We start from the raw sequence: 14464 nt of genomic DNA, 5'->3' as shown, positions 1-14464 counted from the left end.
CGGAACGTCACTTCTTGGTGCGGCCGATCTCCCAGAAGCGGAACACGCCGGTGGTGTCCACCGTGCTGTCCACGCCGGTGATGTCGGTGCGGGAGGCGTAGAAGGCCTTGTTCTGGAAGATCGGGAGCATCGGAACGGCCTCGGCGACCAGGTTCTGCACCTGGCCGTAGGCGCCGCCGGCGCTGCGGTCGGTCTGCTTGATGCTCTCCGGGAGCAGCTTCTGGCTGATCTTCGGGTCGTCCCAGCCGTTGTGGAAGGCGCCGCCGTCGACCAGCAGCGGGCCGACGAAGTTGTCCGCGTCCGCGTAGTCCGGGGTCCAGCCGACGGTGTAGGCCTGGTAGGAACCGTCGTTCCAGCCCTTCTGGAAGGCGTTCCAGTCCGCCTCCTGCTGGACGTTCACCTGGAACAGGCCGCTGGCCTCCAGCTGCTTCTTGATCTCCTTGGCCTCGGCGTCGCCGGCCCGGGAGCGCGACCAGGTGAGGGTGAACTTCACCGGGGTCTGCACCTTGGCGTTGGCGAGCAGCTTCTTGGCCTTGGCCACGTCCGGCTCGCCGTAGCGGTCGAAGAAGGCGGTGTTGTGACCGGTGATGCCGGCCGGGACCACCGAGTAGAGCGGCTGCACGGTGCGCGCGTACACGTCGCGGGCCAGCACCTTGCGGTCCAGCAGCTGGGCGACGGCCTGGCGGACGGCCACGTTGCCCGTGACGGCGTCCTTGGTGTTGAAGGTCAGGAAGCGGGTCTCGCCGCTGTCGCCCTCGGCCACCTTGAGCTTGCCGGCGCCGGTCAGCTGCTCGTCCTTCAGCTTGGCGGCGGTGGCCGGGTCCAGACCGTTGTCGGCCAGGTCGATGTCGCCGGACTCCAGGGCGTTCTTCAGCGCGTCGCTGTCGGCGAAGTAGCGGACGACGAACTTGTTGTTCTGGAGCTTGGCCTCGCCCCGGTAGTCGCCGTTGGCGGTCAGCGTGACCTTCGCCGGGCCGCCGTTGTCGCCGGCCTCGATCGCGTCGATCTTGTACGGGCCGGAGCCGACCAGCTTGTCGTTGGGCAGCAGCTTGTCGGCCGGGAAGACCTGGTGGTCCACGATCGAACCGGCCGCCGTGGCCAGCTTGGCCGGGAGCACCGCGTCCGGGGTGTTCAGCTGGAACTCCACCTCGAGGTCACCCTTGGCGGTCACCTTCTCGACGGTGTCGAGCAGGCTGGACGGGCCGTTCTCGTCCGCGATCTTCTTCATCCGCTCGACCGAGAAGACCACGTCCTGGGCGGTCAGCGGGTGGCCGTTGGAGAACTTCAGACCGCTCTGCAGGGTGCACTTGTAGGTGGTGGTGCCACCACCGGTGAAGCCGCAGGACTGGGCCGCGTCGGGCTGCGGGACGGAGGCGCCCGCCGGGAACTTCAGCAGCGACTGGAAGGTGTTGTTGAGCACCAGCCAGGCCCCGTTGTCGTAGGCGCCGGCCGGGTCGAGCACCTTGGTGACGTTGGTCGTCCCCATCGTGATGGCGCCCTTGCCGTCGTCGCCGCCGGTGACCACCTTCTTGGCCGAGGCGCAGCCCGCGGCCGAGGTGACGACCAGGGTGGCACACGCCAGTACAGCCAGACGGTTGGCAGAAGTCATGCGGGAACGTTCCTTCTCGGACGGACCGACGGTGAGCCGGTGGCTGCCGAAGCCGCTGCCCGGGTGGGGGCGCACGGCGGTCGGGCGTGAGTCACTGAACCGGATGAAGCGTGCCACATCGAACTTGTACGAATATCACCGGTAGTGATCACGGGACGGCCCGTCCGGACCGGAACCTTGACGTCTTGTCAGACAATGCCCGATTCGTCCCACGAACGGGGGCTCGCACCATCGCCCAGAGTGGGCAAAGTCACACCGGAGAGCGGTGCCCGTCCTGCCCTGCGGGCGGTGCCCCCCGGTGTCCGGGAGTGGTGCCTCTCAGTGCCTCCCAGTGCCTGGAAGTGGTGCCCCTCGGGGTCCGGAGGTGGTGCCCTCGGCGTCCGCGGGCGGTGCGCGTCAGACCCGGGCGGCCACGACCGAGCGGAGCAGCTCCAGGTCGAGCTGCTCCAGCGAACCGATCACCGTCCGGCCCGGGGCCGGCTCGATCGGCGCCACCGAGGGGACCGCGATCACCGGGCAGCCGGCCGCCTCGGCGGAGCGGACCCCGGTCGGGGCGTCCTCCACCACCACGCAGCGGGCCGGGTCCGCGCCCAGGCGGGCCGCCGCGGCCAGGTACGGGTCCGGGTGGGGCTTGGTGCGGGCGACCTCGTCACCGGCCAGGGTGAACGCGAAGTGGTGGTGGCCCAGGCTCTCCAGCACGATGTCGATCACGTGCCGGTGCGAGGCGGAGACCAGGGCGGCCGGGATGCCGTGCGCGGCCAGGGTGTTGAGCAGCCGCTCGGCCCCGGGCATCAGCGGGACGCCGCCGGCCAGCAGGTCGACGAACCGCTGGTTGACCAGCACGGTGAGCTCGGCCGGGGTGAGCGTCACACCGGTGGTCGAGATCAGGTAGTCCAGGACGCGGCTCATCGGGCCGCCGACCACGTGCTCGCGGTCCGCCTCGTTCAGCTCGTGGCCGAGCTCGGCGAAGAGCGTGGCCTCCGCCTGCCACCAGAAGTGCTCGGTGTCGACCAGGGTGCCGTCCATGTCCAGCAGGACGGCCTGCGGGTCGAGCCCGTCGCCCCGGCCCGGCAGCTGGGTGGCGGTGGAGATCGTGGTCATGGTGGGCGTCCTTCCCGTCGGCGGGCGTCCCCGGAGATGACGCAGGCCGGTCCGCGGTGAGCGGACCGGCCCGTTCAGGGTGATCCAGGATACGCCCCGTGCGCCGGAACGACACGAACGGAACGCGGCTACCTCGTTACCTCGCGTTGAAGTACTTCGCCTCGGGGTGGTGGATCACGATCGCGTCCGTGGACTGCTCGGGGTGGAGCTGGAACTCCTCGGAGAGCACGACCCCGATCCGCTCCGGCTTCAGCAGGTCGGCGATCTTGGCCCGGTCCTCCAGCTCGGGGCAGGCCCCGTAGCCGAGCGAGAACCGCGCGCCGCGGTACTTGAGCTGGAACATGTCCTTGACGTCCTGCGGGTCCTCGTCGCCGAAGCCCAGCTCGAAGCGGACCCGGGCGTGCCAGAACTCGGCCAGCGCCTCGGCCAGTTGGACCGAGAGGCCGTGCAGCTCCAGGTAGTCGCGGTAGGCGTTGGCGGCGAACAGCTCGTTGGCCGCCTCGGAGATCCGGTTCCCCATGGTGACCACCTGGAGGCCGAGCACGTCCCGCTCGCCGCTCTCCTCCGGACGGAAGAAGTCGGCCAGGCAGAGACGGCGGCCACGGCGCTGGCGCGGGAAGGTGAAGCGGGTGCGCTCGGTGCCGTCGGCGTTGTAGACCAGCAGGTCGTCGCCCTTGGAGGCGGCCGGGAAGTAGCCGTAGACCACGGCGGCCTCCAGCCAACCCTCGGTCTGCAGCCGGTCCAGCCACATCCGCAGGCGCGGGCGGCCCTCGGTCTCCACCAGCTCCTCGTAGGACGGGCCCTCGCCGGCCCGGGCGGCCTTGAGGCCCCACTGGCCCTTGAAGAGCGCGTCCTCGTCCAGCCAGGAGGAGTAGTCGGCGAACGGGACGCCCTTGACGATCCGGTCGCCCCAGAACGGCGGGGTGGGGATCCGGTTGTCCACCGCCACGTCGGAGCGGATCTGGCCGAGGTTCGGCTCCTCCGGCTCCTGGACCTCGACCCGGGCGTGCCGGCGCTGGCGCAGCTCCGGCAGGGAGGCGCCGGGGACGCCGCGCTTGACCGCGATGAGCGCGTCCATCAGGCGCAGGCCCTCGAAGGCGTCCCGGGCGTAGCGGACCTCGCCCTCGTAGATCTCGTGCAGGTCCTGCTCGACGTAGGCGCGGGTGAGCGCGGCGCCCCCGAGGATCACCGGGAACTGGGCGGCCAGCTGACGCTGGTTCAGCTCCTCCAGGTTCTCCTTCATGATGACGGTGGACTTCACCAGCAGGCCGGACATGCCGATCACGTCGGCGCGGTGCTCCTGGGCGGCGTCCAGGATCGCCGAGACCGGCTGCTTGATGCCGAGATTGACCACGGTGTAGCCGTTGTTGGACAGGATGATGTCGACCAGGTTCTTGCCGATGTCGTGGACGTCGCCCTTGACGGTGGCCAGCACGATGGTGCCCTTGCCCTCGTCGTCGGACTTCTCCATGTGCGGCTCCAGGTGGGCCACCGCGGTCTTCATCACCTCGGCGGACTGGAGCACGAAGGGCAGCTGCATCTGGCCGGAGCCGAACAGCTCACCGACCACCTTCATGCCGGCGAGCAGGGTGGTGTTGACGATGTCGAGGGCCGGACGCTCCGTCAGGGCCTCGTCCAGGTCGGCCTCCAGGCCCTTGCGCTCGCCGTCGATGATCCGGCGCTGGAGCCGCTCGTCGAGCGGGAGGGCGGCCAACTCCTCGGCCTTGGAGGCCGCGTTGGAGGCGGCGCTGACGCCCTCGAAGAGCTCCAGCAGCTTCTGCAGCGGGTCGTAGCCCTCGGCCCGGCGGTCGTAGACCAGGTCGAGCGCGACGGTGCGGCGGTCCTCCGGGATCCGGGCCATCGGCAGGATCTTGGAGGCGTGCACGATCGCCGAGTCCAGACCGGCCTCGACGCACTCGTTCAGGAAGACCGAGTTGACCACCTGGCGGGCGGCCGGGCTGAGGCCGAAGGAGATGTTGGAGAGGCCGAGGGTGGTCTGCACCGCGGGGTGACGGCGCTTCAGCTCGCGGATCGCCTCGATGGTCTCGATGCCGTCCCGGCGGGACTCCTCCTGGCCGGTGCCCAGGGTGAAGGCCAGGCAGTCGACCAGGATCGAGCCCTCGTCGATGCCGTACTCGGTGGTGAGCTGGGTGATCAGGCGCTCCGCGATCTCGACCTTCTTGTCGGCGGTGCGGGCCTGGCCCTCCTCGTCGATGGTGAGCGCGATCAGACCGGCGCCGTGCTCACGGGCCAGCGAGGCGATCCGGCCGAACCGGGTCTCCGGGCCGTCGCCGTCCTCGTAGTTGACCGAGTTGAGCACCGCGCGGCCGCCGAGCGCCTCCAGGCCGGCGCGCAGCACCTGCGGCTCGGTGGAGTCCAGCACGATCGGCAGGGTGGAGGCGGTGGCGAGGCGGCCGGCGATCTCCTTCATGTCGGCCACGCCGTCCCGGCCGACGTAGTCGACGCAGAGGTCGAGCATGTGCGAGCCGTCCCGGATCTGCTCGCGGGCGATCTCGACGCAGGCCTGCCAGTCCTGGGCGAGCATCGCCTCGCGGAACTTCTTGGACCCGTTGGCGTTGGTGCGCTCGCCGATCGCCAGGTAGGAGATGTCCTGACGGAACGGCACCGGCTGGTAGAGCGAGGAGGCGGAGGGCTCGGGCTGCGGGTCGCGGGCCACCACCGGACGGCCCTGGACCCGCTCGACCACCGCGCGCAGGTGCTCGGGCGTGGTGCCGCAGCAGCCGCCGACCAGCGAGAGGCCGTACTCGGCGGTGAAGGTGTCGTGGGCGTCGGCCAGTTCGACCGGGCTGAGCGGGTAGTGGGCGCCGTCCTTGCCCAGGACCGGGAGGCCCGCGTTCGGCATGCAGGAGAGGCCGATCCTGGCGTTCTTCGCCAGGTAGCGCAGGTGCTCGCTCATCTCGGCCGGGCCGGTGGCACAGTTCATGCCGATGTAGTCGATGCCGAGCGGCTCCAGCGCGGTGAGCGCGGCGCCAATCTCGGAGCCCAGCAGCATGGTGCCGGTGGTCTCGACGGTGACCTGGGCCAGGATCGGGAGGTCCAGGCCGGCCTCGGCCAGCGCGGCCTTGCAGCCGAGGATGGCCGCCTTGGTCTGCAGCAGGTCCTGGCTGGTCTCCACCAGCAGCGCGTCGGCGCCGCCGGCGATCAGCCCGGCCGCGTTGTCCCGGAAGCCGTCGCGGAGCGTCTCGTAGGGGGCGTGGCCCAGGGTCGGCAGCTTGGTGCCGGGGCCGATCGAGCCGAGCACCCAGCGGGTGCGGCCGTCCTTCGCGGTGAAGGAGTCCGCCGACTCGCGGGCCACCCGGGCGCCGGCCTCGGAGAGCTCGAAGATCCGGTCGGAGATCTCGTACTCGCCCAGTGCGGAGTAGTTGGCGCCGAAGGTGTTGGTCTCGACGCAGTCGACGCCGACCTCGAAGTAGGCGTCGTGGACGGAGCGCACGATGTCGGGGCGGGTCAGGTTGAGGATCTCGTTGCAGCCCTCGAGCTGCTGGAAGTCCTCGAGGCTCGGCTCCTGGGCCTGGAGCATGGTGCCCATCGCACCGTCGGCCACCACCACGCGGGTGGTGAGGGCTGCACGCAGTTCGTTCGCGCGGTCCTGCTCCTTCGCGCGGTCCTGCGGGGTGGAAAAGGGGACGGCGGTGGCCATGGGGCTACTCCCTGGGTGCGACGGCTGTCGGCTATGCGACCCGTCCGTGTACGGGAGGCACGCGGTCAGGGTAGCCGGACCACGGCCAAGGTCGGGAACCCGTTCCGCATCCTGAGCGTCCGCCTTCCACGAGGAGGACGGATGATCAAGAAATTCCGGCGGACCTGGTCAGTTGCGACCCGCCGCAGGAGGGCCGCGTACTGCTCCCTGCTGGCGCTGTTGCTGGGTGCGGTCCTGACGCTGCTTCCGCTCGCGACGGCGGCCGCCGCACTCAGGCTGGCCTACTCCGGCGAGCCCTCGCCCCAGGCCGTGACCAGGGGACGGGACGCGGTCTGGCTCGGGCACGCCTGGGTGGACGGGCGCAAGGGGGAGGCCGACGTCGCCGAGTTGACGCGGCTGCTCGCCGGGACGGGGGTGCGTGACCTGTACGTACACACCGGGCCGCTGGAGCACGACGGCTCGCTCCAGGCGGGCCGGTACCCGAGGGCGCGTCAGTTCGTCGAGGAGGTGCACCGCTTGCTGCCCCGGCTGCGCGTCCAGTCCTGGCTGGGCGACGTCGTCCGGCCGGAGAAGGAAGGGCTCGACCTGACCGATCCGGCGGTGCGCGGCCGGATCGCCGGGGCGGCCGGGCAGGTGCTGGACCTCGGCTTCGACGGGGTGCACTACGACCTGGAGCCGGTGCGCTCCGGCTCGGCCGGCTTCCTGGACGTGCTGGACCGGACCCGGGCGCTGACCTCCGCGCGGGGCGTGCCGCTCTCGGTGGCCTCCCCGCAGATCGACCCGCTCCCCGGACTGCACCGGGTGACCACGGCCGCCTTCGACCACGGCAAGTGGTGGTCCCAGGCCTACTTCGCCGACGTCGCCCGGAGGGTGGACCAGATCGCGGTGATGTCCTACGACACCGCGATGCCGGTCGAGTCGCTGTACGGCGGCTACGTGGCGCAGCAGACGGAGCTCGCCCTGGAGGTGACCCCGCCTCAGGTGGACCTGCTGATGGGGCTGCCCGCCTACTGGGACGACACCTTCGGCCACCGGGGCTCGGCGGAGACGGTGGCCGCCGCCGTCCGGGGCGCCCGGCTGGCGCTGGGCCGGGAGGCTCCGGGGCGGCAGTCCTTCGGGCTGGCGCTGTACGTGGACTTCACCGCCACGCCGGAGCACTGGGCGGCGTACCGCTCGGGGTGGTGCTGAGGACGCGCGGAGGGGGACGCGGCGCGCGGCGCCGAGGGGTACAGCGCCGAGAGGGGCGGAGCCGAGGGGTGTAACGGGACGGGCGGGCTGCTGTGCTGACGGTCGGTCAACCAGACCCACCCGAACGGATGGTGACCACGTGACAGCGGAGCGTCTAGCATGATTCGCGCACGACCGTCGGCCCGGGAAGGAGTCCCGATGGACACGGTGATCGTCCAACTGCCCGGCCGCCCGGGGGCGCCCCCCTCGGAGCGGCCCCCTCTGCTCCGAATGGGGCCGGGCGAACAGGCGGACTTCGGCCGTGGTGCGCCGGACCGCCCGGTCGCGATCGAGCTGGCCGACCAGGGGGTCTCCCGGCGGGCCGGGGAGATCATCGCGGCGGAGGACTACTGGCGGCTCTCCAACTTCAGCCCCACGGCGACGTACGTGGTGGAGAACATGGAGGGGGCCGGCGAGCACCTGAAGGTCGCTCCGGGGCGGCTGGGCGCGCCCGTGCCGTTCGAGTTCGCCCGGGTGGTGCTGCCCTCCGTCGGCGGTACCACCGAGTTCAAGGTCTTCGCCCCGCAGCACGCCTACCTGGACGGGCCGCCGGACCACCAAGGTGGCGAACACACCGTCAGCCCCTTCGCCCTGGACTCGACGGCGAAGTACTTCCTGGTGCTGCTGGCCCTCTGCGAGCCGCGCCTGCGGGACCCTTCGGCCGCGGCCGTGCCGGGGGTCGGCGACGTGCTGGCCCGGCTCCGCGCCCTCCCGGCCGGGCGTGGTCTGACCCGCTCCGCCGTCAACTACCACATCGACTACCTGGCGGAGACCAAGCTGCGGCTGCGCGACTGCGAGGACGGCGGGCGGACCGGCCGCAAGCGGGAGGAGCTGGTGTCGCTCGCGCTCCGCTTCGACCTGGTGCGGGAGGAGCACCTCGCGCTGCTCAGTCCACCGCGGCTCAGCCCACCGGTGGCCGGCCCCCGAGCCGCGGCTCCCGGCGCGGCCCGCGGTCCGGCACCCGCTGCAGCCCCCACCGAGGCCTCCGCCACGGCTCCCGTCCGGCGCGGCTGAGCGGACGGAGTGCCGATGCCGACCGAACCGGGTCAGCTCGAGGTGCCGACGGGCTACCTGGTGGCGGGCTGCCGGATCGGGCCCCTGATCGGGAGCGGGGCCTGGGGTCGGGTGTACGCCGGCAGCTGCGAGGCGGACGGCACACCCGTCGCGGTGAAGTTCCTCCCGCCGGGGCGGCTGACCCCAGGTCAGCGGCGGACGATGGCGGAGCTGACCCGGCGTGAGGTCCGCTTCAGCCGACGGGCCGACCATCCCCACCTGATCCGCACCCTGGCCGTCACCACCGTCCGGGACCCGGCCTGCCCGGCCTTGGACGGCGCCGTCGCCCTGGTGATGGAGCGGGCCGAGCTGAGCCTTCAGCAGCTGCTCCAGGAGGCCGTTCCGGGGCGCTCGCTCCCCGGGGCCGGACAGATGCTCGGCCAGCTCGCCGCCGGGCTGGCCCACATGCACGGCCGGGGCTGGGTGCACGGCGACCTGAAGCCGGGCAACGTGCTGCTGATGCCCGACGGTGACATCCGGCTCGCCGACTTCGGGCTGACCACCCAGCTGGAGGGGACCCACGCCTACGCACCACCGCTGGGATCGCTGGACCACGTGCCACCGGAGTGGTGGTCCCAGCGGTCGGGGCCGCGCGGCGTCCAGCTCCGGCCCAGTGCGGACGTCTGGGCCTTCGGTGTCCTGGCGCACCAAGTGCTCACCGGCGGCCTGCACCCCTTCCTCGGTGCGACCGCACGGGCCCGGGCCCTGACCGCCCAGGCCTACGCCCGGGGCAGTGCGCCGCTGCGGCTCGACGAGCGGCTGCCCGAGGGCTGGCAGGCGCTGATCGCCGGCTGCCTGACAGCCGATCAGGCGCTGCGCCCGACCGCCGGACGACTGGTGACGCGGTTGCGACTGCTGCACTCTCCCCCGCCTCCCCGGCGGTGGCGCCGAATCGGTCTGACGGTGGCCGCTGTCCTGCTCGCGGCCGTACCGGCTGCCCCCTGGACCGGCCTGACGGGCCGGTCTCCCGCTCCCCCGCCTCCGACCGCCGGTACGGTCTCGGGCCCGGCGACCGGGTCCTCCCCCGACGGAGCTGCCGTCTCCGCAGCTCCCGTCTCCTCCGGCCCGTCCACCCGGGCCGGGGCGCTCCCACCCGATGCCGACGTACCCGATGCCCTGCGCGAGCCCATCGACCGGGCGGCCCGGCGCTGCCCGGAGCCGGAGATCACACCCGCGCTGATCGCCGCCATGCTCAAGGCGGAGAGCGGCTTCGATCCGCAGGCGTCCCGTCCCCGGACCGAGGAGTACGGGATCGCGATGTGGACCCCGTCGGTCTTCAACGCCTGGGCGCAGGACGGTGACGGTGACGGCCGGAAGGACTACATGTCGGCTCCGGACGCCATCATCACGATGGGCAACTACGTCTGCTGGCTGGACCAGCAGCTGAAGCGGCGCGGAGTCCGCGGTGACCTGCCCGCCCTGGTCACCGCGGGCTACCGCACCAGCGACAAGACCGTGGCCGACACCGGGGGCGTCCCGGAGCGGGTACGCCCCCACGTCGACCTCGTGCTGCGCTACCTCGCGCAGTACGGGGGCTGACGCGCTGTCAGCCTGCCGGTCCGGCCGCCGTTGCCGACGGCGGGGCCGGCCTCAGCAGTAGGGCAGGCCGGGGACGGGCTCGTCGTTGCCACCGCCGGAGAGGTAGATGACGTTGACCCAGACGCCCTTGTTGCCGCTGTCGTCGTCGGTCTTGGCGTACCACTTGTTGTAGTACGGCCCGTCCGACATCCGGGTGCCGACGGCCTGGCAGTAGAAGTAGTTCGTCCCGGCGTTCAGGGTGCCGGCACGGACGTTGTTCTCCCAGTACGTCGGGGCGGTCTTCCAGACGTTGCAGTTGTACTTGCCGCCGCCGATGCCGTAGCAGCCGCTGGCGGCCTCGGCGCTGACGGTCGTCGCCCCGAGGGTGGCGGCGCCGAGCGCCAGCGCCGCACCGGCCATGACCAGCCTGCGCACTCCGAGTGCACCGAACATGAGGGTTCTCCTTGCTCTGCTCTCCCGGCTCGGGGTCTCCCGTGCCGAGATCAGAGAATCATCGGGAGAAATCCACCGGTACCTGACATTTGTCAGGGTCACAGGCAGGACGAGCGGGCCCATGATGGACCGTCAGAAGGATCCGGAGGCGGGTGCGTTCTCCGTCTTTCAGGCCGGGTCCACCGGGCCGACCGGGGCAACCGGGGCAACCGGATCGACTGGATCGAGGGGGGTGCGATGAAGCGCGATCAGCAGACGCCAGCAGTGGGCGGCCAGCTGGGCCGGGGTGCCCGGGAGTTCGCCGTGCAGCCAGTCGGCGAGCAGCCCGGTGAAGGTCGCGGCCACGGCGGTGGCGACCAGGGCGGCGTGCGGGGCGCCGGCCAGTTCGCGCTCCCGGCGGCTGTAGGCACGCAGTTCACGGTGCATCAGCTCGCCGAGCGGGCCTCCGCCGCCGGGGGTGAGCAGGGTGCGGTAGAGCGGGCCGTGCCCGGCCAGCGCGGCCAGGAAGTCCACCAACGGCGGTGGCGGGGAGGCCGGGTCGGGCACGCCGCGCCAGGCGTGCAGCGCCTCCACACCGTCCCGGACGATATCGGCACAGGCATCCACCGCCAGCGCCTGGAGGTCGGGGTAGTGCACGTAGAAGGTGGCCCTCCCGACCCCGGCCCGCCGGACCAGGGCCGCCACCCCCAGCTCGTCCAGCGGACGCTCGGCGCACTCGGCGAGCAGGGCGGCCCGGAGCTTGGCCCTGGTCCGCTCCGCCCTGGGGTCGGGCCGGTCGGACCTCTCGGACCTGTCGATGCGGTCGGGCCCGTCGATGCGGTCGGCGGAGCCCGCCCGGGAGCCCGCCGTCCCGCGGGAGCCGGTCACCCCGCGACCAGCACGGCGGTCAGCGCGAGCGCACCGGGCAGCGCCTGGGCAACCAGGATGCGGCGGTTGGCGGTCGCGGCACCGTACAGACCCGCCACCACCACACAGGCGAGGAAGAAGACCTGGACACGGAAGCCGGTCGGGTCCGCCGCCACCAGACCCCAGACCAGACCGGCGGCGAGGAAGCCGTTGTACAGGCCCTGATTGGCCGCCAGCGGAGCGGTGGCCTTGGCCATGGCGGCGTCGAAGCCCGAGAGGCCGCGGCCCGGCGCCCGCTCCCACAGGAACATCTCCAGCACCAGGATCCACGCGTGCAACGCGGCCACCAGACCGACCAGGACGTTCGCGAGGAGGTTCATGGCAGGCTCCCTTTCATGGACGACTGTCCAACAATCATAGACACCTGTCCCGAAGTGTCCAAAACCGACTGGGTCGCAGAGGGTTCTCCGGGATAGGCTCGACCGCTCCTGGCCCACGCTTCAAAGCTCGTAGGCTGGGCAGGTAGGGACCATGGAACGTCCGGAGGGAGACGCTGGGTGATCGAGCTGGAAGATGTTCCCGAGTTGATCGACCCGGTGATGGTCTGCGCCTTCGAAGGCTGGAACGACGCAGGTGACGCGGCCTCGGCGGCCGTGGGGCACCTGGACACGACCTGGGGCGGCAAGGTCTTCGCGGCGCTGGACGCCGAGGACTACTACGACTTCCAGGTCAACCGACCGACCATCTGGCTGGACGGCGGGGTGCGCCGGATCACCTGGCCGACCACCCGCCTCTCGGTGGTCCGGGTCACCGAGCCGCGCCCGCGCGACCTCGTGCTGGTCCGCGGCATCGAGCCCAGCATGCGCTGGCGCTCGTACTGCAACGAACTGCTCGGCTTCGCCCACGAGTTGGGCGTCGAGCTGGTGGTGATCCTGGGCGCCCTGCTGGGCGACGCCCCGCACAGCCGGCCGGTACCGGTCAGCGGGGTCACCTCGGACGCCGCGCTGGCCCGCTCGCTCGACCTGGAGGAGAGCCGCTACGAGGGGCCGACCGGCATCGTCGGGGTGCTCCAGGAGGCCTGCGCCCACGCCGGGGTCCCGGCCGTGACGCTCTGGGCCGCCGTGCCGCACTACGTGGCGCAGCCGCCGAACCCGAAGGCCACCCTCGCCCTGATCAACAAGCTGGAGGACCTGCTCGACCTGCGGATCCCGCCGGGCGAGCTGACCGAGGACTCCCGTGCCTGGCAGCTCGGGGTGGACCAGCTGGCCGCCGAGGACAGCGAGGTGGCGGAGTACGTCCAGCAGCTGGAGGAGGCACAGGACACCGCCGAGCTGCCGGAGGCGTCGGGAGACGCCATCGCCCGCGAGTTCGAGCGGTACCTCCGACGCCGGGACAACCTCGGCCCGACCGGCGAGAAGCCCGTCTCCGGTCACGCCACCGAGCCGAAGAACCCGACGGACGAGGACCAGTGACGGTCGTCGCCCGGTGAGTGCCGCCGACCATCCGTCGGCACCGCACAGCTGACGACCACTCACGACCGTCGGCAACCGCTCACGACCACCGACGACTGCGCACGACCACCGACGAAGAACAGCTGACGAAACGACAGGGTCCGCACCGCAACGAGAACCTCGAAGCGATACGGACCCTGTCCCGTCCGACCCCTAGAGCGCCACGCCCAGCAGGGCGTCCACCGTCCGGGAGACCAGGCCCGGGGCGCCGATGTCGGTGCCACCGGCCTCGGCCTGCCGGTCGGCCCAGCGGTCCACGGCGGCCAGTGCCGCCGGAGCGTTCAGGTCGTCGGCGAGCGCGGCGCGGACCTCGGCCAGCAGCTCGTCGGCCGACGGACCGTCAGGCCGGGAGACCGCGGCGCGCCAGCGAGCGAGCCGCTCCTGCGCCTGGTCCAGGTCGGCCTGGGTCCACTCCCAGTCGCTGCGGTAGTGGTGGGCGAGCAGCGCGAGCCGGATCGCAGCCGGTTCGACGCCGTCCCGGCGCAGGGCCGAGACGAAGACCAGGTTCCCGCGCGACTTCGACATCTTGTGCCCGTCGAGCCCGACCATCCCGGCGTGCACGTAGGCCCGGGCGTACGGGTGCGCACCGCTGGCGACCTGGGCGTGGGAGGCGCCCATCTCGTGGTGCGGGAACGACAGGTCGCTGCCGCCGCCCTGGATGTCGAAGCCCATGTCCAGGTACTGCAGCGCGATGGCCACGCACTCGATGTGCCAGCCGGGCCGGCCGTGGCCGAGCTCGGTGTCCCAGGCGGGCTCGTTCGGGCGGGCCGAGAGCCAGAGCAGGGCGTCCAGCGGGTGCTTCTTGCCCGGGCGCTCCGGGTCGCCACCGCGCTCGGCGAAGACCGGGACCATCGCCTCCCGGTCGAGGCCGGAGACCTCGCCGAAGTGCGGGTCGGACTCGACCGAGAAATAGATGTCGCCGTCCAGCTCGTAGGCCGCGCCCGAGGCGAGCAGCTTCTTCACGAGCGGGACGATCCACGGGATCGACTCCACGGCACCGATGTAGTGGGCCGGGGGAAGCATCCGCAGCGCCGTCATGTCCTCGCGGAACAGGGCGGTCTCACGCTCCGCCAGCACGGTCCAGTCCTGACCGGTGGCCACCGCCCGCTCCAGCAGCGGGTCGTCCACGTCGGTGACGTTCTGCACGTAGAGGACGTCGTGACCGGCGTCCTTCCAAACGCGCTGCACCAGGTCGAAAGTGTTGTAGGTGGCGGCGTGGCCGAGGTGGGTGGCGTCGTAGGGAGTGATGCCGCAGACGTACAGCCGGGCGGTCGGCCCCTGTGGGACCACCTCCCGGACGCTGTTCGTGGCGGTGTCGTGGATGTGGAGGGGAAGCCCCTGACCAGGCAGGGCGGGAACCTCGGAGGCGGGCCAGGAATGCATGGCTCGACTCTAACCTCGCGATCATTTGAAAGGCTAACCAGTACGCGAGATCGGCCGGATTGCGTTCGCTGCCGGTTCACCTCACAGCTACGACGTCACCCC

Annotated in this window: 11 protein-coding genes; 4 read left to right on the top strand and 7 right to left on the bottom strand. The window is 71.6% G+C overall.

What is annotated here, in order from left to right; all coding sequences use genetic code 11:
• Positions 1 to 7: 7 nt before the first annotated feature.
• From ACIA8O_RS20945 to metH, 3 genes are all read right to left on the bottom strand, one after another.
• On the bottom strand, positions 8 to 1609 hold the full coding sequence (locus tag ACIA8O_RS20945; protein ID WP_396295430.1) for an ABC transporter substrate-binding protein: 1602 nt from the start codon (positions 1607 to 1609) through the stop codon (positions 8 to 10).
• A gap of 396 nt (positions 1610 to 2005) precedes the next feature.
• The gene (locus tag ACIA8O_RS20940) at positions 2006 to 2710 is read right to left on the bottom strand and encodes an HAD family hydrolase (protein ID WP_396295429.1); all 705 of its coding nucleotides are present in this window, start codon (positions 2708 to 2710) and stop codon (positions 2006 to 2008) included.
• 136 nt (positions 2711 to 2846) lie between these two features.
• Positions 2847 to 6371: a methionine synthase gene (gene metH, locus ACIA8O_RS20935; RefSeq protein WP_396295428.1), complete on the bottom strand. Its 3525-nt coding sequence runs from the start codon at positions 6369 to 6371 to the stop codon at positions 2847 to 2849.
• Positions 6372 to 6512: 141 nt separating this feature from the next.
• Here metH and ACIA8O_RS20930 point away from each other — a divergent pair, with 141 nt between their 5' ends.
• The 3 genes from ACIA8O_RS20930 to ACIA8O_RS20920 all read left to right on the top strand — a co-directional run bounded on the left by ACIA8O_RS20930 (position 6513) and on the right by ACIA8O_RS20920 (position 10190).
• On the top strand, positions 6513 to 7559 hold the full coding sequence (locus tag ACIA8O_RS20930) for a hypothetical protein (protein WP_396295427.1): 1047 nt from the start codon (positions 6513 to 6515) through the stop codon (positions 7557 to 7559).
• Between the two features lie 198 nt (positions 7560 to 7757).
• On the top strand, positions 7758 to 8612 hold the full coding sequence (locus ACIA8O_RS20925) for a serine/threonine protein kinase (protein WP_396295426.1): 855 nt from the start codon (positions 7758 to 7760) through the stop codon (positions 8610 to 8612).
• Positions 8613 to 8627: 15 nt separating this feature from the next.
• Entirely contained in the window at positions 8628 to 10190 is a 1563-nt protein-coding gene (locus ACIA8O_RS20920) for a serine/threonine-protein kinase (protein ID WP_396295425.1), read from the top strand.
• Positions 10191 to 10241: 51 nt separating this feature from the next.
• Here the strand turns inward: ACIA8O_RS20920 and ACIA8O_RS20915 are convergent, their stop codons facing one another.
• The 3 genes from ACIA8O_RS20915 to ACIA8O_RS20905 all read right to left on the bottom strand — a co-directional run bounded on the left by ACIA8O_RS20915 (position 10242) and on the right by ACIA8O_RS20905 (position 11848).
• On the bottom strand, positions 10242 to 10622 hold the full coding sequence (locus tag ACIA8O_RS20915) for a hypothetical protein (RefSeq protein WP_345289798.1): 381 nt from the start codon (positions 10620 to 10622) through the stop codon (positions 10242 to 10244).
• A gap of 168 nt (positions 10623 to 10790) precedes the next feature.
• Entirely contained in the window at positions 10791 to 11420 is a 630-nt protein-coding gene (locus tag ACIA8O_RS20910; protein WP_396295732.1) for a TetR/AcrR family transcriptional regulator, read from the bottom strand.
• Positions 11421 to 11485: 65 nt separating this feature from the next.
• The gene (locus tag ACIA8O_RS20905) at positions 11486 to 11848 is read right to left on the bottom strand and encodes a DUF1304 domain-containing protein (protein ID WP_396295424.1); all 363 of its coding nucleotides are present in this window, start codon (positions 11846 to 11848) and stop codon (positions 11486 to 11488) included.
• A 177-nt stretch (positions 11849 to 12025) separates the two neighbouring features.
• Between ACIA8O_RS20905 and ACIA8O_RS20900 the strand changes: the two genes are divergently transcribed.
• The gene (locus ACIA8O_RS20900) at positions 12026 to 12940 is read left to right on the top strand and encodes a PAC2 family protein (RefSeq protein ID WP_396295423.1); all 915 of its coding nucleotides are present in this window, start codon (positions 12026 to 12028) and stop codon (positions 12938 to 12940) included.
• Between the two features lie 192 nt (positions 12941 to 13132).
• Here ACIA8O_RS20900 and mshC read toward each other — a convergent pair whose 3' ends face one another.
• Entirely contained in the window at positions 13133 to 14362 is a 1230-nt protein-coding gene (mshC, locus tag ACIA8O_RS20895; RefSeq protein WP_396295422.1) for a cysteine--1-D-myo-inosityl 2-amino-2-deoxy-alpha-D-glucopyranoside ligase, read from the bottom strand.
• Positions 14363 to 14464 lie beyond the last annotated feature (102 nt).

It is taken from the genome of Kitasatospora sp. NPDC051853 (assembly GCF_044452665.1).
Taxonomy (GTDB): domain Bacteria; phylum Actinomycetota; class Actinomycetes; order Streptomycetales; family Streptomycetaceae; genus Kitasatospora.
The sequence above is the reverse complement of the archived record's forward strand: the minus strand, read 5'-3'. Positions and strand labels throughout refer to the sequence as shown.